The sequence below is a fragment of the Nonomuraea sp. NBC_00507 genome (assembly GCF_036013525.1).
GTDB lineage: Bacteria > Actinomycetota > Actinomycetes > Streptosporangiales > Streptosporangiaceae > Nonomuraea.
This window is the reverse complement of the sequence record NZ_CP107853.1, coordinates 4,200,954-4,221,645: the sequence shown is the minus strand read 5'-3', so window position 1 is coordinate 4,221,645 and position 20,692 is coordinate 4,200,954. Positions and strand designations below refer to the sequence as shown.

The following is a 20,692-nucleotide window of genomic DNA, read 5'->3' as shown; positions in this document are numbered from 1 at the left end:
CTAGGCCTTCAGCCAGCTCATCATCGGGCGCAGCTTGGCGCCCGTCTTCTCGATCGGGTCCTCGGCCAGCTCCTCGCGGTATTGCGAGAACTTCTTCTGGCCGCTGTCGAACTCATCGACGAGCTCCCGCGCGAACGACCCGTCCTGGATCTCGCCCAGGATGCGGCGCATCTCCTGACGGGCCTCGTCGCCGATCACGCGCGGGCCGCGGGTGTAGCCGCCGTACTCGGCCGTGTCGGAGACCGACCAGTACATCTTGGAGATGCCGCCCTCGTACATCAGGTCGACGATGAGCTTCATCTCGTGCAGGCACTCGAAGTAGGCGACCTCCGGCTGGTAGCCGGCCTCGATCAGCGTGTCGAAGCCCGCCTTGATGAGCTCGGACACACCACCGCAGAGCACGGCCTGCTCGCCGAACAGGTCGGTCTCCGTCTCCTCCTTGAACGTGGTGCGCAGCGCGCCGGCGCGGGTGCCGCCGATGCCCTTGGCGTACGACAGCGCCAGGTCCAGCGCCTTGCCGGAGGCGTCCTTCTCGACGGCCACGAGACACGGCACGCCGCGCCCGGCCTCGAACTGACGGCGGACGAGGTGGCCGGGGCCCTTCGGGGCGACCATGCACACGTCCACGCCCTCGGGCGCCTCGATGAGGCCGTAGCGGATGTTCAGGCCGTGGCCGAAGAACAGGGCGTCGCCCTCGACGAGGTTGGGGGCGACGTGCTCGGCGTAGAGGTGGCGCTGGATGTGGTCCGGCGCGAGGATCATCGTGACGTTGGCCTCCTCGACGGCCTCCGCCGGCGTGACGACCCGCAGGCCGTCGTTCTCCGCCTTCTCGCGGCTCTTGGAGCCTTCGGGCAGGCCGACCCGCACGTCCACGCCGGAGTCCCGGAGGGAGAGCGCGTGGGCGTGGCCCTGGCTGCCGTACCCCAGCACGGCCACGTGGCGTCCCTGGATGATCGACAGGTCGGCCTGGTCGTCGTAGTAAATCTCGGTCACTTGCTCAAAACCTTTCAGGCGGTACGGTCCAGTGCCCTGAGGGACCGGTCAGTGATGGAACGGGCGCCGCGGCCGATGGCCACCATGCCCGATTGGACGAGTTCTTTGATCCCGAACGGCTCGAGGACCTTGATGAACGCGTCGAGCTTGTCGGGAGTGCCGGTGACCTCGATGGTCACGGCGTCGGCCGCCACGTCGACGCAGCGGGCGCGGAAGAGCTGGACGAGCTCCAGCACGTGCGAGCGGCTCTCGGCGTCGGCCTTGACCTTGATCAGCATCAGCTCGCGCTGCACCGACTGCGACGGGTCGAGCTCGACGATCTTGAGCACGTTGACCAGCTTGTTGAGCTGCTTGGTGACCTGCTCGAGCGGCAGGTCCTCGACGCTGACGACGATCGTCATGCGCGAGATGTCGTCGTGCTCGGTCGGCCCGACGGCCAGCGAGTCGATGTTGAACCCCCGGCGGCTGAACAACGCGGACACGCGCGCCAGAACACCCGGCTTGTTCTCGACAAGCACCGACAGAGTGTGCCTACTCATCCTCGTTCTCCCACTTCGGCGCCATGTCGCGGGCGATCTTGATGTCGTCGTTGCTGGTGCCTGCCGCGACCATGGGCCAGACCATCGCGTCCTGGTGGACGACGAAGTCGACCACGACGGGCACGTCGTTGATCTCCATGGCCTTCTTGATGACGGCGTCCACGTCCTCGGGACGCTCGCACCGCAGACCCACACAACCATAGGCCTCGGCGAGCTTCACGAAGTCCGGGATCCGGCGCGTCGTCTGCAGGTCCGTATTGGAGTATCGCTGGTCGTAGAAGAGCGTCTGCCACTGGCGGACCATGCCGAGATTACCGTTGTTGATGACGGCGATCTTGACCGGGACGCCCTCCAGCGCGCAGGTGGCCAGCTCCTGGTTGGTCATCTGGAAACAGCCGTCGCCGTCGATGGCCCACACCGTGGCGTCCGGGCGGCCCATCTTGGCGCCCATCGCGGCCGGCACGGCGAAGCCCATGGTGCCGAGGCCGCCGGAGTTGATGAACGTGCCCGGGTTTTCGTAGTCGATGAACTGAGAGGCCCACATCTGGTGCTGCCCGACCCCGGCCACGTAGTAGGTGTCCGGTCCGGCGATCGCGCTCAGCCGCTGCATCACGTATTGAGGGGCCAGCGAGCCGTCCTCGAACTCCTCGTAGCCCAGCGGGTAGGTCTCCTTGTAGCCGTTGAGCAGCGTCCACCAGTCGGCGTAGTCGCCCTTCTGCCCGGACGCCTGGATCGCGGCGATGAGGTCGGTGATGACCTCCTTGCAGTCGCCCACGATCGGCACGTCGGCGTGGCGGTTCTTGGAGATCTCGGCCGGGTCGATGTCGGCGTGCACGACCTTCGCGTGCGGCGCGAACGACGGCAGGTGGCCGGTCACCCGGTCGTCGAAGCGCACCCCCAGGCCGATGAGCAGGTCGGACTGCTGCAGCGCGCCGACGGCCGACACGCTGCCGTGCATGCCGGGCATCCCCATGTGCTGCGGGTGGCTGTCGGGGAACGTGCCGCGCGCCATCAGGGTGGTGATGACCGGGATGTTCGTCAGCTCGGCCAGTTGCAGCAGCTCGGCCGAGGCGCGGGCCTTGTGCACGCCGCCGCCGACGTACAGGACCGGCCGCCTGGACTCGGCGATCAGCTTGGCCGCCTCGCGGATCTGCTTGGAGTGCGGCCGCGTGACCGGGCGGTAGCCCGGCAGCTGCATCACCGGCGGCCACGAGAAGGTGGTCTCGGCCTGCAACGCGTCCTTGGAGATGTCCACCAGCACCGGCCCGGGTCGGCCGGTCGAGGCGATGTGGAACGCCTCCGCGATCGTGCGCGGGATGTCCGCGGGATCGGTGACCAGGAAGTTGTGCTTGGTGATCGGCATCGTGATGCCGGAGATGTCCGCTTCCTGGAAGGCGTCCGTGCCGATCGCGCCGCTGGCCACCTGCCCGGTGATCGCCACGATCGGCACGGAGTCCATGTAGGCGTCCGCGATCGGCGTCACCAGGTTGGTGGCGCCGGGACCGCTGGTCGCCATGCACACCCCGACCTTGCCGGTGGCCTGCGCATAACCCTCGGCCGCGTGGCCTGCGCCCTGCTCGTGCCGTACAAGCACGTGCCGGACCTTGGTCGAGTCGTAGAGAGGATCGTAGGCGGGCAGGATGGCGCCGCCAGGGATCCCGAACACGGTGTCGACTCCCACGTGCTCCAACGCCCTCACCAGGGCTTGTGCACCTGTCATGCGTTCGGTCATCGGCTCGTTCCTTGCGTGGCTACTCGCTTAGGACATAAAAAATGCCCCTTCCCACCGGGGGCGGTGGGTCTGGGGCGGCGCGCAGGTCGCGGTGCTTCGCTAACGGCCTGCGCGCCGGCGAAGTACTACGAGAATCTCACTGCGAAGCATGTCGTCCACGATAGCCGCTTCGAACGCCCTGATGCCAACTTCGTGGACACAAGTCTCAAACCGTGAGACTCGTCCGCATCAGGGAGTCGACCCCGCGCGCCGCCATGGGGCGGGCCACGAGGAAGCCCTGGCCGCTGGTGCAGCCCATTTTCCGCAGCAGCTCCAGCTGTTCTGGACGCTCGATTCCCTCAGCAACCACGGTCAGCCCGAGATCGTGGCCGAGCCGCACGATCGTCCGCGTGAGCAGCGTCAGCGTGTCGTCCCTGCCGAGTCCCGCCACGAACGACGGATCGATCTTGATCATGTCGACCGGCAGTTGCCTGAGGAACGCCAGCGAGGCGTAGCCGGTGCCGAAGTCGTCGATCGCCAGCCGCACCCCGAGCGCACGCAGCTCCGACAGCCGCCTGATCGTCTCCTCGGCGTCCTCGACGAGCATCTCCTCGATCACCTCGAGCGTGAGGGCGGAGGCCGGCAGCCCGCTCTCGGCCAGCGCCTCCTCGACCGTCTCGACGAAGCGGGGCGCGGTGATCTGACGGGCCGACAGGTTGAGCGACAGTCCGATGTCCCACGACGAGGCCCGCCAGGCGGCGACCTCCCTGCACGCCTCGCGCAGGATCCACTCGCTCAGCGGCACGATCAGTCCGGTGTCCTCGGCCGGCCCCAGGAACTGCTCGGGCGGCACGAACACCGACCCGCGCCACCACCGTACGAGCGCCTCGACCGCGGTCACACGCGACGTGGCGAGGTCGACCACGGGCTGGTATTCGATCGCGAACTGCTGCTCGATCAGCGCCCGCTGCAGGTCGGCGGCCAGCTCCAGGCGGCGTACGACGTCCGCGTGCATGTGCGCGGCGAACACCTCCACCCGCCGCCCGCCCAGCTCTTTGGAGCGCGCCATGGCGACATCCGCGTTACGCAGGAGATCGCCGGCCGGCGTGTCGTCCTCGGTGAACGCCACGCCCACGCTCGCGGTCAGCGCCACGTCCCGGTCGGCCACCCGGAACGGCTCCTGGGAAACCGCCCGGACGAGCCGCTCGGCCAGGTCCACGGCGACCTGCGCCTCGCCGCCGGTCTCCACCAGCACCGCGAACTCGTCGCCGCCCCACCGGGCGAGCGTGTCGTCGACGCGCACGGCGCCACGCAGCCGCCGGGCCGCCTGCCCGAGCAGGTAGTCGCCGCTGGCGTGCCCCACCGAGTCGTTGACCGAGGTGAACCCGTCGAGGTCGAGGAAGATCACCGCGACGTGCCCGGAGGCGCGCCCGGTCAGCACCTCGCGGGTGCGCTCCTCGAAGTAGGCGCGGTTGGGCAGGCCGGTGATGCCGTCGTGGAAGGTCAGGTGGGCGACCTGGTTGCGCAGGGCCTCCTCGTCGCTGACGTCCCTGGTGGTGACCAGCATGAGCTCGTCGCCGCCGACGTGGCGGGTGGCGACCGACTCGGTGGGACGCCAGGTGCCGTCGGCCGCGCGTACCCGGCAGGCGATCAGGCAGGAGCCAGGGGCGGCGTTGTCCTCGTCGAGGTGCATGGCACGCAGGGCGACCTGGATGCCGGGCACGTCCTCGGGGTGGATGTAGTCGAAGATCGACCCGCCGACCACCTCGTCGGGGCGGTAGCCGTAGGTGACCTCGACGCCGGGGCCGATCTCGCGGAGGACGCCCTCGTAGTCGCACAGGAACACTACGTCGCCCGAGCTCTCGGCCAGCTCCCTGAGCTGGCGCTCGCCGAGCCTGACCAGCCCGCGCAGGCGCATGTTGGCCGCCGAGGCCACGAACAGGCGCGCCAGCAGGAGCAGCACCACGGAGACCGCGACCACCACGACGCCGGTGACGGGCTGCTCGGCACGCGCCCCGGCCAAGTGGGCCAGCAGCGTGCAGGCCGCCACGGCGACCAGCGCCAGGGGGACCATCGCGACGACGTTCCTGGCGACGGGCACCCCCGCCTCTCTGACCCGCGGCGTCCACGGGACGGCGGCGAGCAGCAGGAGCGCTACGGGCGCCAGCATGACGGTCCAGGTCGGCGGCGTGCCGCCGTCCAGGCGCGCGACCCCGGCGGCCAGGGCCGCCGTGGTCATGGTGGCGAGCACCCCGGTGCCCGCCAGGCCGAGCAGCCAGGAAGGGGACCTGCTGGTCAGCACGGACGGGATCACGGCGCACGTCACCAGCAACGCCACCATCGGCGGCAACATGACGAGCGTGAACGCCGGCGGATCGGCCGCCGCGTACACGTGGCGCAGCTGCACCACCCATCCGATGAGGAAGAGAGAAGCGGCGCACAGGTAGGCGTCGCTGATATGCCGCAGAACAGTCTTGGCCGGGAGCTTGCGATCGGCGGCCACCAGTGCGCCGCCCGCGGTGACCACAACGCCGACCAGCACGAACATGTCGGCGACCCCGGCGACCACGCTCTCGGAGAACGGACGCAGCGCCATGCCGGCGCCCCAGATGACGGCGCCGCCGCCCATCCAGCGCGCCCCCATCGCCGTCGGGCGGTGGCCGGCCGACCTCAGCGAGAGGGCCAGCAAGGAGGCGGCGGCGGCCAGCACGGCGAGGCCTGCGGCGATCGCTCCGGCGATCAGGACCTGTTCGTCCTTGACGAACGCGGCAGCGAGCACCACCGCGCCTGCCGCAACCGCGGCGGTCAGCGGCGCACGTGGATCACGCCAGCGGATCACAGTCGTTGCCCATCCCGTCTCGAGCACTGCACCTGTGACCGCCGAAGTCCGGCGATCACTTTCGCCAGTGTGAGCGGTCACGGGCACGCGGGTGGTGACAACGGCGATGTCGTCACCGATCTGATAACCACACAGACCAATTGCCGCCAAAAGCTCCTTGACAGTCAGTCAGGAACTCCCCGCAAACGTAACGGTACGCACCGAAGGTCACGGACCAGCCACGTTCCGGGATCCTCTCAGTACGACTCCGTGATGATGTTGATCAACTGCTCGCCCGCGAGATACCGCGAGAGCTGGGCCTTGATCAGGCGGAGCATCCGGCGCCCCGACGCCGGGGTGCTGCCCGCGACGTGAGGGGTGATCAGCACGCCCGGCGCGCTCCACAGAGGGTGACCCTCGGGCAGCGGCTCGGGCGCGGTCACGTCCAGCGCGGCGCGCAGCCTGCCGTTCTTGAGTTCCAAGATCAGAGCGTCGGTGTCGACGACACCTCCCCTGGCGGCGTTCACGAGGACGGCGCCGTCCTTCATCCGGGCCAGGAACGTGGCGTCCACCATGCCGGCGGTGTCGGGCGTGGCGGGGACCAGCAGCACCACGACGTCCGCCTGGGGCAGCAACCTGGGCAGTTCGGCCATGCCGTGCACGCCCTCCCGGGCGCTCCTGGCCACCCGTACGATCTCGACCTCGAAGCCCTCCAGGCGGCGCTCGAGCGCGGCGCCGATGGAGCCGTAGCCGACGATCAGGACGGTCGAGTCGGCCAGCACGCCGGTGTGGTGGTAGGTCCACTCGCCCCTGCGCTGCGCGTCCACGAACTCGGGAAACTCCCTGAGCACCGCGATCATCGCGCCGACCGCCCACTCCGCGGTCCCCGCGTCGTGCACGCCACGGGCGTTGCACAGCACCGCACCCTCAGGCATGTGCGGCCGGTACGGCTCCACTCCCGCGGTGACGGTCTGCACCAGCCGCAGCGAGCTCATCCTGGCCAGAGTGCCGGGCACATCGGGCACCGTGACGAGCGGCGGGATCCAGACCTCCACCTCCTCGATCCCTTTCGGCATCGAGGACGTGCCGTCATAGACGGCACATTCGACTCCCGGCAGATCGGACAGAACTTCGGCCACCGCGTCGGAGGGAACCCAGGTCTTCATGCGCAGAACTTTATGTCTCGCCGGTAAGTATGGGGGATATGAGGAAGCTCTGGACGATCCTAGTCGTGGCCGCGCTCACCGCCTGCTCCGGCGGTGGCGGAACAGGCGGTGCGGTGCTCCCGACCGCCGCTTTGGGTGACGCCGCCGCCCCTGGCCAGCCGAAGGACGTGGTGACGGGCCTTTCCGTGCCATGGGCGGTGGCGTTCCTTCCCAGCGGCGACGCTCTCGTGACCGAGCGGGACTCGGCCAGGCTGCTGCGGGTCAGCCAGGCCGGGCAGGTGACGGAGCTGGGGACGATCGAGGGGGTGCGGCCGGACGGCGAGGGCGGCCTGATGGGCGTGGCCGTCAAGGATCAGCAAATATTCCTTTACTTCACCGCGGCAGCGGACAACCGGATCGTCCGCTACGCCTTCGACGGCAACCGCCTCGGGGAGCGGCAGGTCCTCGTCGAGGGCATCCCCAAGGGCGGCATCCACAACGGCGGCCGGCTCGCGTTCGGCCCCGACGGCTACCTGTACGCCACCACAGGCGAGGTCGGCGATGGCGAGCTGGCGCAGCAGCGCGACTCGCTCGGCGGCAAGATCCTGCGCATGACCGTGGACGGCAAGCCCGCCCCCGGCAACCCGTTCGGCACGCTCGTCTACAGCTACGGTCACCGCAACGTCCAGGGGCTGGCGTGGGATGAGCAGGGGCGGCTGTACGCCTCCGAGTTCGGCGCCAACGCCTACGACGAGGTCAACCTGATCAAGGCGGGCGCCAATTATGGGTGGCCCGAGGTCGAGGGGCGTGGGGACGACCAGCGCTTCGTCAACCCCATCCTCACCTGGACCACCGACGAGGCGTCACCGTCCGGGATGGCGTACGCGAACGGCTCCCTCTGGGTCGGCGCGCTGCAAGGAGCCCGCCTGTGGCAGGTCCCGCTGGGCGAGGACGGCTCGGCCGGCAAACCGGTCGCCCACTTCACCGACCGGTACGGCCGCATCCGCGCCGTCACCACCGCCCCCGGCGGCGCCTTGTGGATGGGCACCAGCAACAAGGACGGCCGAGGCTCGCCCCAGGAGGGCGACGACCGCATCCTGTCGGTCACGGCGTCTTCGTAACGCCACCGCGGCGGCCGACGCGTGGCCCGCGGACGGCGCAGGGCCGGGCAGGCGGTGTTACTGGCCCGAGCCGGCGCAGGTGATCCGGGCCTGAGGCCGGTACTCCGTGGTCAGCTTCCTGTCCTTCTTGACCACCTTGCCGCCCTTGTAGAACACGCGGGCGACGTCGATGGTGAACCCCGGCTCACCCACCGTCGGCAGACAGTCGGGCTCGGAGCTGACCTCGCTCCGGAACGGCTTGACGTCCCGCCGCTCCGACGTGACCGGCTCGATCTTGTCGTACCGCTTGGTGCTCCACAGCGTGACCGTGACCGAGGTGTCGGTGAAGGCGGTCTTGATCAGCACGCCGTGCTCGGAGTCGTTGCGCCACTTCAGGTCGGTGTCCGGATAGAGCAGCGCGACATCCCGCCCAGCGGGATAACGCTGCGCGTAGTAGTCCATCGGCTGGTGCTCCACGTCGTCGAATCCACCGAAGAAGACCGCGTTGTACATGGTCGTGGCGAACTGCGAAACGCCGCCGCCGACGACGTTCACCATGCGCCCGCCGACGATCTGCCCGGCTTCGACGTAGCCGTCCTCGACGGTCGGCTCCCCGATGACCTCGTTGATCGAGAACGTCTGCCCCGGCCTCACCAGATGCCCGTCGAGCTGCTGCGCCATGCGCTGGATGTTCTTCACCCGCGGCAGGCAGCAGTCGAACGTCGTGCTGAACGAGCCCACGATCTCCTCGATGCCGAGCCCGCGGACCTGCTGCGTGCTGACGGCCGGCTCGACCACCCCCAGCCGCACGGGGATCGTCCGTTCACCGCCGGCGTCGAACACCTTCTCCGCATCCCTGGCCAGCAGCTTGTCGTTCACGCCCCGCCCCGTGCGGGCGGGCACCAGGACCGGCTTGCCGTCCACGATCTGGTACGTCGCGTCGCGCGGCTGCTGAGCGGCGTCGACGAGCGTGCTCTCCACGTTCGCCAGCACCGCCTTGGCGTCGAACTCCGGCACCAGCGCGCCGTCGCCGTCGGGGTTGAACGTCAGGTTCGCCGCGATCACCGCAGGGGGAATCTGCACCTGCTTGTCGCCGAGGGTCAGCGTGATGGGCCCGGCGACAGCGCTGCGCGCCTTGACCAGGGCCCTCTGGACGGCCTCGCTGGTCGTGTCCGGCTTGGCCGGCCGCAGCGTCAGCACCACTGTGCCGCCGCCGCGCAGGAAGGCGTCGCCGATCTGCCGTACCGCGTCGTCCCGGTCGAGCAACACGCCGTCGGCGGGCTCGCGTCCCTTCGGCTGCAGCCCGGTGAAGACCACGCGGCCTTCGACCGCGGGCTTGTCCACGCCCTCCGCCAGGCCCTCGACGGTCCTGGCGAGCTGGGAGGAGTCGATGGTGACCTTCGGCTGGAGCTCGGTGATGCCGGTCAGGCCCTGCCACACCTCCTGCGGGCTGGGGAACCCGCTCGGCGCCTGCCCGATCGTGCCGACCACGTCCAGCTCGAGCCCGGCCTCGTCGGCCTGGACGGTGTCCTTCTTGCCGCCGACGTCGACCACGACGGGCTTGCTGAGCTTGGCGCCCAGTTCGTTACGCAACTTGTCGGCAGCCTGGGTCACGGTGAGCCCACCGATGTCGACCCCCGCCACCCGGGTGCCGCGCAACACCGACCCTGACATGAGCACGGCGGGCACCACGTACGCGAGCGCCGCGAGCACCACGACGAACAACGCCAGGCCCGGCAGGAGCCGGCGCCGCTTCGGCGGGTCGGGGTCGAAGGTGGCGGGCCGTTCGGCCACCCCGAAAGCGGGCGGGGCGGACGACTGCGTGTCCTTCATGGGCCACGGCTGCGCCGGCGGCGGCACCGGTGGCAGCGCGCCTCCCGGTGAACCGCCCGGCGCGCTCGGGCCTGGTGCCGGCCGGGGCTCCTGCCTGGCCGGCGGGCCGAAGATGTCCCGGGAGACCCCTGGGGGTAACCCTTCGATCCGCGGCTTCTTGGAGACTGCCGACGAGGGCAGTGGCACCGAGGCGAACGGGTCGGTCGGTGATTCGATCGGTCCGGCGCCGTTTCGCACGCCTCAATCTCCTCCCGCGTCCGCAGCCAAGTCTCAGGCAACAGTAAGGCACGCGGATCCGCATATGTCACGGGAAATGGCTACGGAAATGTGTCAACCTAGCCACCGGTAGCGATGTTCCGGACGTCCGGCCGTGCCGTACCGTGGCCGCAACTCCGCTTGGCCCGCCGCGCACAGGTGTTCGAGATAGCGGCGGGCGCTGACCCGCGACAAGCCCGTGAGCTCGGCCGCTTCGGCCGCCGACAGGTCGCGACCCACCTCTCGCAGGGTATCGGCGACCAGCGCGCAGGTGGCCGAGGACAACCCTTTCGGCATGGGCATCGGGGTGGCCGACGTGTGCCTGCCGAAGAGGCGGTCCACGTCGTCCTGGCGGGCCTCGGGGCCGATGGCGGTCAGGCGGTTGCGGGTGTCGGCGTACTGCTGGAGGCGTTCGGTCAGGGCGGCGGCGGTGAAGGGCTTGATCAGGTAGTTGAGCGCGCCGCCGCGCATGGCCTCCCTGACCGTGGGCACGTCGCGGGCGGCACTGATCATGATGACGTCCACGTCGTGGAGCGCCTTGAGCACCTCCAGGCCCGACATGTCGGGCAGGTAGATGTCGAGCAGCACGAGATCGGGGCGGAGCTCGGCCACCGCGTTGAGCGCGTCGGCGCCGTTGTGCACCATGGAGACGACCCGGAAGCCGGGCACGCGGGACACGTAGCCGCTGTGGATGCGCGCGACCATGAAATCGTCGTCCACGACAAGCACGCGAATGTCGCTCATGTCCCCGCCTCCGCCGGGAGCAGGGCGGTGAAGACCGCTCCCCCGGAGTTGACTACCCGAACCCAGCCGCCTCTGCGCAAGCACGCCTGCCTGGTCAGCGCCAGGCCGAGGCCGCGCGGTCCGGAGTGGGCGGCCTTGGTGGTGAAGCCTTCTCTGAAGACCTCGTCCACCAGGTCGGGGGCGATGCCGGGCCCGGAGTCGCCGACCCGCACCCGCAGCCCGTCGGAGTCCGCCTGCACCGACACCTCGATCGTGCCCGCCGCACCGTCGAGCGCGTCGATGGCGTTGGCGACGAGGTTGCCGACCACCAGGACCGCGTCCTGCGGGTCACCGATGATGCCCTCGGGGACTGAGGAGTCCTCCGACAACACCAGCGTGGCGCCGCGCTCGGCCGCCTCGGCGGACTTGGCCAGCAGGAGGGCGGCCAGCGTGGGGTCCTGGACGCGTTCGCGCAGGTCGGTCGCGTAGGTGCCGCGGGTGGTGCGGGTGATGAAGCCGATGGCGGACTCGTGCTCGCCCAGCTCGAGCAGGCCGACGACGGTGTGCATGCGGTTGGCGAACTCGTGCGCCTGGGCCCGCAGCGCCTCCGTCGCGCTGCTGGTGTCGTCGAGCTCGCGGGCCAGGCGGACCAGCTCGGTGCGGTCCCTGAGGGTGACCACCCAGCCGCGGTGCTGCCCCCGTACGGAGACCGGGGTGCGGTTGAGCACCAGCACCCGCTCGCCGTGCAGCACGACGCGGTCCTCCCCCTGGTCGGCGCCGCCGAGCACGTCGCGCATGCGGTCGGAGACCGGCATCCGGCTCAGGTCCTCCCCTTCGACCACCGCGCCCAGCAGGTCGCGGGCGGCGTCGTTGACCAGCGTCACGCGGCCTGCGAGGTCGAGCGCGAGCACGCCTTCCTTGACGCCGTGCAGGACGCCCTCGCGCTGCTCCAGCAGCGCGGCGATCTCCTTGGGCTCCAGGCCGAAGGTCTGCCTGCGCACCCGCGCGGTGATCATTGCGGCCAGTGCGAGGCCGGCCAGCATGACCGCGAGCGCCGTCCAGATCAGCGGCGGCAGCGCGGCGCCGAGCTGGCCCATGACCGTTGTCTCCAGCACGCCCACGGAGACGAGGCCGATCACGTTGCCGTACTCGTCGCGGATCGGGTACTTGCCCCTGACCGTGGTGCCGATCGTGCCGGTCTGGGTGCCCACCCAGCCCTTTCCCGTCCTGAGCACCTCGGTGCCGTCGGTGGACAGCTTCTCGCCGATCAGGGCGGCGTTGGGGTGGGCGTAGCGCCTCTGCTCGGCGTTGGCGATCACGACGTAGTCCGCGCCGGTCTCCTGCTGGACGCTCATGGCCAGCGGCTGCAGCACCGCCGAGGGGTCCGGCCGTTTGAAGGCCTCGCGGACCTGCGGGAGCGCGGCCACCGACTGGGCGATCGCGAGGGCCCGCTGCTGGTGGAGCCCTGCAAGCTGGTTGCGGGTGTGCCCGGCCCACACGCCGGCCGTGCCCCCGACGGCGAGCAGAACGATCACCATCTGGAGCACGAAGAGCTGGGTCCCTAGGGACGCGTCGCGTACCCTTCTCACGAGGCACATGGAAACAAACGCAGGTCACGGCCAGGTCGCGACCAATACGACCACTATGACGGCAAGGTTCCAAAGCCTCGACGAGGGGCGGCATGGGGATTCACCATCCCAGTCTCATAACCAGTGTTTCCTAGCCGTGAAATTCCCCCCTCGTTGGAGTTAACAATGCGCCTGCGCATACTCGCCGCACTCGCGGCGCTCTCGATCGGCGCCCTGGCCGGCTGCGGCGGTCAGAGCGGCACCACCGCCTCCGGCACCCTCCGCATCATGGCGCCGGCCTCGCCCGGCGGCGGCTGGGACCAGACCTCCCGCACGGCCGAGCAGGCGCTCAAGAGCGCCGCTCCCGACCGCAAGGTGGAGGTGTTCAACGTGCCCGGCGCGGGCGGCACGATCGGCCTGGCGCAGCTCGCCGGCGAGAAGGGCAACGGCAACCTGCTGATGACCATGGGTCTGGTCATGGTGGGCGCCATCGAGCAGAACAAGTCGAAGGTCACGCTGGCCGAGACCACGCCCATCGCCAAGCTGACCGAGGAGTACGAGATCATCGTGGTCCCGGCCGAGTCCCCGTTCAAGACGGTGGCCGACCTGGTCGCCGCGTGGAAGGCCGACCCCAGCAAGGTGTCGATCTCCGGCGGGTCCGCGGGTGGCACCGACCACATCGTGGCCGGGCTGATGGCCAAGGCCGCGGGCGTGGACCCCAAGCAGGTCAACTACATCGCCAACTCGGGCGGCGGCGAGGCGCTCAACCAGCTGCTCGGCAACAAGGTCAGCGCGGGCATCTCGGGCGTCGGCGAGTTCGCCGAGCACGTGAAGTCCGGCAAGCTGCGCGCGCTCGGCGTGACCTCGGGCGAGCGGATCGAGGGCCTGGACGCGCCCACGCTGAAGGAGGGCGGCCTGGACGTGGAGCTGGCCAACTGGCGCGGCTTCGTGGCCCCCGGCGGGCTCTCCGACGCCGACAAGAAGACCCTGACCGATCTGGTCACCAAGATGCACGACTCGCAGGCCTGGAAGGACGCGGTGGCCAAGAACGGCTGGATCGACTCGTTCCAGACCGGTCAGCAGTTCGCCGACTACCTGAACTCCGAGCAGACCCGGGTCAAGGCCATCATCGCCGAGATGGGGCTCGTCTCCTGATGGCTCGCTGGCGGCGGCCCGAGCTCGGGCTGGCGGTCGTGGTGCTCGGGCTGGGAGTGTTCGTGATCGCCGGGACGCTGGACGTCTCGGCGGCGGCCTCCCAGCTCGGCATCGGGCCGCGTTTCTTCCCGATGCTGGTCGGCGGGGCCATGGTGCTCGTCGGCCTGTTCTACGTGATCGACGTGCTGCGGGGCGGGCACGGCGACCCTGAGGAGAGCGAGGACGTGGACGTGGACGCGCCGGCGGACTGGCGCAGCGTGGGGCTGGTCAGCGGGATCTTCCTGGCGTTCGCGGCGTTGCTGAACGTGCTCGGCTGGATCATCGGCGCGAGCCTGCTGTTCTTCGGGCTGTCGCTGGCGCTCGGCGCCGAGCACAAGGGGCGCGCGGCGGTGGTCGCGGTCGTCATGGGGATTGCCACATACCTGCTGTTCGTCAAGGGCCTCGGCGTCACGCTGCCGGGCGGCCCGCTGCAGGGGGTGATCTAGGTGGAGTCGCTGCAGCTCCTGCTCGACGGGTTCGCCGCAGCCCTCACCCCGGTCAACCTCATGTACGCGCTGATCGGCGTCACGCTCGGCACCCTCGTCGGCGTGCTGCCCGGTATCGGGCCCGCGATGACGGTGGCGCTGCTGCTGCCGATCACATTCACAGTGCCGGCGGCCAGCGCGTTCATCATGTTCGCCGGCATCTACTACGGCGGCATGTACGGCGGCTCGACCACCTCCATCCTGCTCAACACGCCCGGCGAGTCCTCGTCGATGATCACGGCGTTGGAGGGCAACAAGATGGCCAGGCGTGGGCGGGCCGCCCAGGCGCTGGCCACGGCGGCCATCGGCTCGTTCGTGGCGGGCACCATCGCGACCGCGTTGCTGGTGGTGGCGGCGCCGGCCGTGGTGGCGTTCGCGATCTCGTTCGGCCCTGAGGACTACTTCGCGCTGGCGATCCTGGCGTTCACCGCCGTGTCGTCGGTGTTGTCCCGCTCGATCGTGCGCGGCCTGGCCTCCCTGGGACTCGGCCTGACGATCGGGCTGGTCGGCATCGACCAGCAGACCGGGCAAGCGCGGCTCACGCTGGGCATCCCGCAGCTGCTGGACGGCATCGACGTGGTGATCGTCGCGGTCGGCCTCTTCGCCCTCGGCGAGGCTCTGTACGTGGCCTCGCGGCTGCGCCACGCGACGCCCGATGTGGTGCCTGTCGGCCGGGCGTGGATGGGCCGGGCGGACTGGCGGCGCTCCTGGCGGCCCTGGCTGCGCGGCACGGCGCTGGGCTTCCCGTTCGGCGCGCTGCCCGGCGGCGGGGCCGAGATCCCCACGTTCCTGTCGTACGCGGCCGAGAAGCGCCTGGCCAAGGGCGTGGCCAAGGAGGAATACGGCAAGGGCGCCATCGAAGGCGTCGCAGGTCCGGAGGCGGCCAACAACGCCTCGGCGGCCGGCACCCTGGTCCCGCTGCTCACCCTGGGCCTGCCCACGTCGGCGACGGCGGCGATCATGCTGGCCGCCTTCCAGCAGTACGGCCTGCAGCCCGGGCCCCAGCTGTTCGACCACAACCCGGCGCTGGTGTGGAGCATGATCGCGTCGCTGTTCATCGGCAACGCGATGCTGCTGGTGCTGAACCTGCCGCTGGCGCCGGCGTGGGCGAAGGTGCTGCGGATCCCGCGCCCGTACCTGTATGCCGGCATCGTGCTCTTCGCCGCCCTCGGCGTCTACGCGCTGAACGGCACCGTGGTGGACCTGTTCGTCCTGTTCCTGCTCGGCCTGCTCGGGTACGCCATGCGCCGCTTCGGACTCCCGGTCGCCCCCGCCGTGATCGGCATGATCCTGGGCCCGATGGCGGAGATCCAGCTGCGCCGCGCTCTGGCGATCGGCGCGGGCGACGTGACCGTCCTGGTCCGCAGCCCGGTGGCGGCGGTGCTGCTGGGACTTTCGCTCTTGGCTCTGCTCACGCCGCTGTTCAGGAAGCTCTTCGCCCGGAAGAGCGACGTCACGCCGGTCGGCTGAGCGCCTGCTGGGACGGTTCCGCCACCGTGGCGGAACCGTCCTTGATCGAGCGCCCGGCGATGGCCAGCCCGGCCAGTGCCATGACCAGCGTGGCCGCGAACACCGTCCAGTAACCCGACTCGGTGGGCGCGAACAGCGCGGCCGTGACGGCCACCGCGACCACCGAGAACACCGACTCGCCCACCTGCAGCGCCGAGCTGTTCTTGCCCTGCTCGCCGGGCGCCGACAACTCCAGCGTGAGCACCGACAGCGTCGGGTACACCAGCCCGATCCCGAACCCGGTGATGATCCACGACGGGTACGCCAGCGCCACCGGCACCGTGGTGAACGCGACCGTGCCCATGATCAGGATGCCCAGCGCCATCATGGCCGAGCCGAGCCGCAGGTTCGTCTTCTGGCTGAAGAACTCCCGCCCCTGCACCCAGGAGGCGAACGACCAGGTCAGCGAACCGCCCATGAGCGCGAGCCCGGACGCCCACGTGGGCAGGCCGCGGTGATCGATCAGCATGAGCGACACCATCACCTCGGCCGCGAAGAACGCCCCGGCCGACAGGCCGCGCAGGCCCACGACAGCAGGCAGCCCGCGGGCGGCCCGGAGCGTGCCGCGGGGAAGCAACCTCGGGAGCGCGACAGCCAGGACCACCATGCCGGCGATCAGCAGGGGGAACCGGCCCCCGCTGCTGCCGTACTGCATGAGGCCGGCGCCGACGGCGGTCACGGCCGCCCAGGCGATCTTGCCCATCAGTCCGGGGGCGGGCTCGCCCTGCCCGCCGCTGACCGGCTGCCCGGCCAGGCCACGCACCAGCACCAGGCCGGAGAGCACGGTCAGGATCGGGACCAGCAGGAACACCCAGCGCCATCCCAGCGTGTCGGTCACCACGCCCACGATCGCCGGCCCCACCATCGAGGGCACCACCCACGCGGTCGCGAACAACGAGAAGATCCTGGGGTGCAGGCTCTCGGGGTAGACCCTGGCCACCACCACGTACAACGCCACGCTTACCAGCGCCCCGCCGAAGCCCTGCAGGAACCGGCCCGCGATCAGCACCTCCATGCTGGGCGCCAGTCCCGCGACGGTCAGCCCCGCGGCGAACCCCACCGCCCCTGTCCACAGCGGCGCCTGAGGGCCGTGGACGTCCGCCCATCGGCCGCCGAGCACCGTGCCGACCACGCTCGCGGCCATCGCGCCGCTGAACGCCAACCCGTACAGCTCCAGCCCGCCGAGCTCCTTGGCCACGACCGGCATGGCGATCGCGACCGCCATGTACTCGAAGGCCACCAGCGACACCATCGCCACCAGGCCCGCCGTCAACGCTTTCCTCGTCATGCCGACGAACCTACGATGACCTGCGGCACCGCACCTCCAGCGGGGGCCCTAGTCCACCCGGGCCATTGGGCCTAGGACCGGCGCCCTTCCTTTCCACGGCTGCCGCCATCACGCCGGAGAGCCCCGCCACCGAAGCGGCAGGGCCCTCACGAGACGGCGGGTCTACTCCGAGACCCCGAGCTTCTCCAGGATCAGCTGCCGGGCCCGGGCCGCGTCGGCCTTGCCCTTGCTGGCCCGCATGACGCCACCCACCAGCGCACCGGCCGCCGCGATCTTCCCGGACCGCACCTTCTCGGCCGCGTCGGCGTTGTCCGCCAGCACCTGGTCGATGATCGCCAACAGCTCGCCCTCGTCGCTGACGATCTGCAGCCCGCGCTTCTCGACCACCTCATCGGGCGTGCCCTCACCGGCCAGCACGCCTTCGAGCACCTCGCGCGCCAGCTTGTCGTTGAGCGCCCCCGAGGCCACCAGCTCGGTCACCCGCGCGATCTGGGCCGGCGTGATGGGCAGGTCCGCCAGCGGGACGGCACTCTCGTTGGCGCGCCGCGCCAGCTCGCCCATCCACCACTTGCGCGCGTCCGCCGCCGGCGCACCCGCCGCGACCGTGGCCTCGACCAGGTCGAACGCGTCGGCGTTGTGCATGGCCTGCATGTCGAGGTCGGACAGCCCCCACTCGGCCTGCAGCCGCTTGCGCCGGACGGAGGGCAGCTCGGGCAGGGCCGCCTTCAGCGCGGAAACCCACGCCGCATCCGGCGCGATCGGCACCAGGTCGGGCTCGGGGAAGTAGCGGTAGTCCTGCGCTTCCTCCTTGGACCGGCCGGACGTGGTCGTGCCGGTGTCCTCGTGGAAGTGCCGGGTCTCCTGGATGATCTTCCCGCCGTCGGCGAGGACGGCGGCCTGCCGCTCGATCTCGCTCCGCACGGCCCGCTCGACGCTGCGCAGCGAGTTGACGTTTTTGGTCTCCGTGCGGGTGCCCCACTCGGAAGAGCCGCGCGGCATGAGCGAGACGTTGACGTCACAGCGCAGCGAGCCCTCCTCCATGCGCACGTCGGACACGCCGAGCGAGCGCATGATCTCACGCAGCTCGGTGACGTAGGCCTTGGCCACCTCCGGCGCGAGCCGGTCGGTGCCCGGGATGGGCTTGGTGACGATCTCGACCAGCGGGATGCCGGCCCGGTTGTAGTCGACGATCGAGTAGTCGGCCCCATGGATGCGCCCGGTCGCGCCGCCCACATGCGTGGACTTGCCGGTGTCCTCCTCCAGGTGCACCCGCTCGATCTCGATCCGCACGGTCTCGCCGCCCACCTCGACATCGACGTAGCCGTCGAAGCAGAGCGGCTCGTCGTACTGCGAGATCTGGTAGTTCTTCGGCATGTCCGGATAGAAGTAGTTCTTCCGGGCGAAGCGGCACCACTCGGCGATCGAGCAGTTCAGCGCGAGGCCGATGCGGATCGTCGACTCGATGGCCATTTCGTTGGCCACCGGCAGGGCGCCGGGCAGTGCCAGACAGGTCGGGCAGACCTGGGTGTTGGGCGGGGCGCCGAAGGCGGTCTTGCAGCCGCAGAACATCTTCGACTTGGTGCCCAGCTCGACGTGGGTCTCCAGGCCGAGCACCGGCTCGAACCGGTCGAGCGCTTCGTCATAGACCATGGTCATAGCGACGGGGCCTCCTTCAGCAGCGGGCCGCCCCAGCGGCTCTCCAGGGCCTTCTCCACGGCGGCGCCGACGCGGTAGCAGCGGTCGTCGGCCAGGACCGGCGCCATGATCTGCAGGCCGACGGGCAGGCCGTCCTCGTCGGCCAGGCCGCACGGCACCGACATGGCGGCGTTGCCGGCCAGGTTGGACGGGATGGTGCACAGGTCGGCGAGATACATCGCCATCGGGTCGTCGGTGCGCTCGCCGATCGGGAACGCCGTCGTCGGCGTGGTCGGCGACACGAGCACGTCGACCTGCTGGTAGGCGGCCTCGAAGTCGCGGGCGATGAGCGTGCGGACCTTCTGCGCCTGGCCGTAGTAGGCGTCGTAGTAGCCGCTCGACAGCGCGTAGGTGCCGAGCATGATGCGCCGCTTGACCTCGGGGCCGAAGCCGGCGGCCCGGGTCAGCGCCATGACCTCCTCGGCGCTGCGGGTGCCGTCGTCGCCGACGCGCAGGCCGTAACGCATGGCGTCGAAGCGGGCCAGGTTGGACGAGCACTCCGACGGCGCGATCAGGTAGTAAGCCGGCAGGGCGGTCGTGAACGACGGGCAGGAGACCTCGACGACCGTGGCGCCGAGCGACTCCAGCAGCTTGACGACCTCGTGGTAGCGGGCCAGCACGCCGGCCTGGTAGCCCTCGCCGGAGAACTCCTTGACGACGCCGATCCGCATGCCGGCGATGTCGGGGTTCTTCGCGGCCTCGACCACGCTGGGGACCGGGGCGTCGATGGAGGTGGAGTCCATCGGGTCGTGTCCGGAGAATGCCTCGTGCAGCAGGGCCGCGTCGAGCACGTTGCGGGCGAACGGGCCGGGCGTGTCGAGCGAGCTCGCGAACGCGATGATCCCGTAACGGGACGAGCCGCCATATGTCGGCTTCATGCCCACGATGCCGGTCACGGCCGCGGGCTGCCGGATCGAGCCGCCCGTGTCGGTGCCGGTGGACAGCGGGGCCTCATACGCGGCCACAGCGGCGCTGGAGCCGCCGGACGAGCCGCCCGGCACCTTCGTCAGGTCCCACGGGTTGTGCGTCGGGTGGTAGGCGGAGTTTTCCGTCGAGGAGCCCATGGCGAACTCGTCGAGGTTCGTCTTGCCCAGGAAGACCAGCCCGGCCTCGCGCAGCCGCTTGGTGACGGTCGCGTCGTAAGGTGGCCGCCAGCCCTCGAGGATCTTGGACGCGGCCGTCGTGGGCATGTCGTGCGTGGAGAAGATGTCCTTGTGCGCGATCGGCACCCCGGCCAGCGGACCGAGCTTCTCGCCCGCCTTGAGCCTGGCGTCCACGGCCCGCGCCTGCTCCAGCGTGACCTCGCGATCGATGTGCAGGAACGCCCTGATCTTGGGCTCCACCTCGGCCATGCGGTCCAGGTGAGCCTCGGCCACCTCAGCGGCGGAAACCTCGCCTGCGGCGATCATCGCCCCCAGCTCGGCGGCGGTCTTACGGATCAGACTCATGCCTCCTCCCCGAGGATGCGCGGCACCTGGAAGCGGTCACCCTCGACGGCGGGCGCGCCGGCGAGCGCCTGCTCGGGGGTCAGCGACTGTCGCACCTCGTCGGCACGGAAGACATTGGTCAGCGGAAGCGCGTGCGACGACGGCGGCACGTCCTCGGCGGCGACCTCGGAGACCTTCGCGACCGCCTCGATGATGGCATCGAGCTGGGTGGCGTAGTGTTCGAGCTCGTCGTCGGTGAGCGCCAGCCTGGACAACCGGGCCAGGTGTGCGACCTCGTCGCGGGTTATGGCGGACATGAGTCGTTTAACCCGTTTCGTGGATGGAGTCTTTGGACACTGCCATCCTAGGGGGCTTGACGCAGCGCCCCTGAACCATTAACCGGCCCGCA

General features: G+C 70.1%; 16 protein-coding genes. 4 read left to right on the top strand and 12 right to left on the bottom strand.

Annotated elements, in window-relative coordinates; genetic code table 11:
* From ilvC to OHA25_RS20940, 5 genes are all read right to left on the bottom strand, one after another.
* Positions 1-984 (bottom strand): ketol-acid reductoisomerase, encoded by a 984-nt coding sequence (gene ilvC, locus OHA25_RS20960; protein WP_327591021.1) that lies wholly within the window; start codon positions 982-984, stop codon positions 1-3.
* 23 nt (positions 985-1,007) lie between these two features.
* On the bottom strand, positions 1,008-1,532 hold the full coding sequence (ilvN, locus tag OHA25_RS20955; protein ID WP_127936086.1) for an acetolactate synthase small subunit: 525 nt from the start codon (positions 1,530-1,532) through the stop codon (positions 1,008-1,010).
* Positions 1,525-3,264, bottom strand: a complete 1,740-nt coding sequence (locus OHA25_RS20950; protein ID WP_327589206.1) for an acetolactate synthase large subunit — start codon at positions 3,262-3,264, stop codon at positions 1,525-1,527. Before OHA25_RS20950 ends, ilvN begins: the two co-directional genes overlap by 8 nt.
* A gap of 205 nt (positions 3,265-3,469) precedes the next feature.
* The gene (locus OHA25_RS20945; protein WP_442942197.1) at positions 3,470-6,079 is read right to left on the bottom strand and encodes a putative bifunctional diguanylate cyclase/phosphodiesterase; all 2,610 of its coding nucleotides are present in this window, start codon (positions 6,077-6,079) and stop codon (positions 3,470-3,472) included.
* A 239-nt stretch (positions 6,080-6,318) separates the two neighbouring features.
* Positions 6,319-7,227, bottom strand: coding sequence for a 2-hydroxyacid dehydrogenase (locus OHA25_RS20940; RefSeq protein WP_327589204.1), 909 nt, complete (start codon positions 7,225-7,227; stop codon positions 6,319-6,321).
* Between the two features lie 38 nt (positions 7,228-7,265).
* On the opposite strand from OHA25_RS20940, the gene OHA25_RS20935 reads away from it, so the two are divergent.
* Positions 7,266-8,327, top strand: a complete 1,062-nt coding sequence (locus tag OHA25_RS20935; protein WP_327589203.1) for a PQQ-dependent sugar dehydrogenase — start codon at positions 7,266-7,268, stop codon at positions 8,325-8,327.
* A gap of 57 nt (positions 8,328-8,384) precedes the next feature.
* On the opposite strand, the gene OHA25_RS20930 is transcribed toward OHA25_RS20935, so the two are convergent.
* The 3 genes from OHA25_RS20930 to OHA25_RS20920 form a co-directional block, all read right to left on the bottom strand.
* Entirely contained in the window at positions 8,385-10,376 is a 1,992-nt protein-coding gene (locus OHA25_RS20930; RefSeq protein ID WP_327589202.1) for a VanW family protein, read from the bottom strand.
* Between the two features lie 93 nt (positions 10,377-10,469).
* A complete protein-coding gene (locus OHA25_RS20925) occupies positions 10,470-11,138 on the bottom strand; it encodes a response regulator (protein ID WP_327589201.1) in 669 nt (222 codons plus the stop codon).
* On the bottom strand, positions 11,135-12,715 hold the full coding sequence (locus tag OHA25_RS20920) for a sensor histidine kinase (protein WP_327589200.1): 1,581 nt from the start codon (positions 12,713-12,715) through the stop codon (positions 11,135-11,137). The genes OHA25_RS20925 and OHA25_RS20920 overlap by 4 nt, the downstream gene beginning before the upstream one ends.
* 156 nt (positions 12,716-12,871) lie before the next feature.
* Between OHA25_RS20920 and OHA25_RS20915 the strand changes: the two genes are divergently transcribed.
* From OHA25_RS20915 to OHA25_RS20905, 3 genes are read left to right on the top strand one after another with little or no spacing between them, the layout of a single operon-like run.
* Positions 12,872-13,840 carry a Bug family tripartite tricarboxylate transporter substrate binding protein gene (locus tag OHA25_RS20915; RefSeq protein ID WP_305916674.1) on the top strand — a complete coding sequence of 323 codons (969 nt, stop codon included), beginning with the start codon at positions 12,872-12,874 and terminating at the stop codon, positions 13,838-13,840.
* Positions 13,840-14,325 carry a tripartite tricarboxylate transporter TctB family protein gene (locus tag OHA25_RS20910; RefSeq protein ID WP_327589199.1) on the top strand — a complete coding sequence of 162 codons (486 nt, stop codon included), beginning with the start codon at positions 13,840-13,842 and terminating at the stop codon, positions 14,323-14,325. The genes OHA25_RS20915 and OHA25_RS20910 overlap by 1 nt, the downstream gene beginning before the upstream one ends.
* The gene (locus OHA25_RS20905) at positions 14,326-15,834 is read left to right on the top strand and encodes a tripartite tricarboxylate transporter permease (protein WP_327589198.1); all 1,509 of its coding nucleotides are present in this window, start codon (positions 14,326-14,328) and stop codon (positions 15,832-15,834) included.
* Here the strand turns inward: OHA25_RS20905 and OHA25_RS20900 are convergent.
* From OHA25_RS20900 to gatC, 4 genes are all read right to left on the bottom strand, one after another.
* Positions 15,818-17,161 carry an MFS transporter gene (locus tag OHA25_RS20900; protein ID WP_327589197.1) on the bottom strand — a complete coding sequence of 448 codons (1,344 nt, stop codon included), beginning with the start codon at positions 17,159-17,161 and terminating at the stop codon, positions 15,818-15,820. The genes OHA25_RS20905 and OHA25_RS20900 overlap by 17 nt on opposite strands.
* Before the next feature lie 162 nt (positions 17,162-17,323).
* Positions 17,324-18,811 (bottom strand): Asp-tRNA(Asn)/Glu-tRNA(Gln) amidotransferase subunit GatB, encoded by a 1,488-nt coding sequence (gene gatB, locus OHA25_RS20895; protein WP_327591020.1) that lies wholly within the window; start codon positions 18,809-18,811, stop codon positions 17,324-17,326.
* Between the two features lie 2 nt (positions 18,812-18,813).
* Positions 18,814-20,304 carry an Asp-tRNA(Asn)/Glu-tRNA(Gln) amidotransferase subunit GatA gene (gatA, locus tag OHA25_RS20890; RefSeq protein ID WP_327589196.1) on the bottom strand — a complete coding sequence of 497 codons (1,491 nt, stop codon included), beginning with the start codon at positions 20,302-20,304 and terminating at the stop codon, positions 18,814-18,816.
* Positions 20,301-20,600, bottom strand: coding sequence for an Asp-tRNA(Asn)/Glu-tRNA(Gln) amidotransferase subunit GatC (gatC, locus tag OHA25_RS20885; RefSeq protein WP_305916679.1), 300 nt, complete (start codon positions 20,598-20,600; stop codon positions 20,301-20,303). The genes gatA and gatC overlap by 4 nt, the downstream gene beginning before the upstream one ends.
* Positions 20,601-20,692 lie beyond the last annotated feature (92 nt).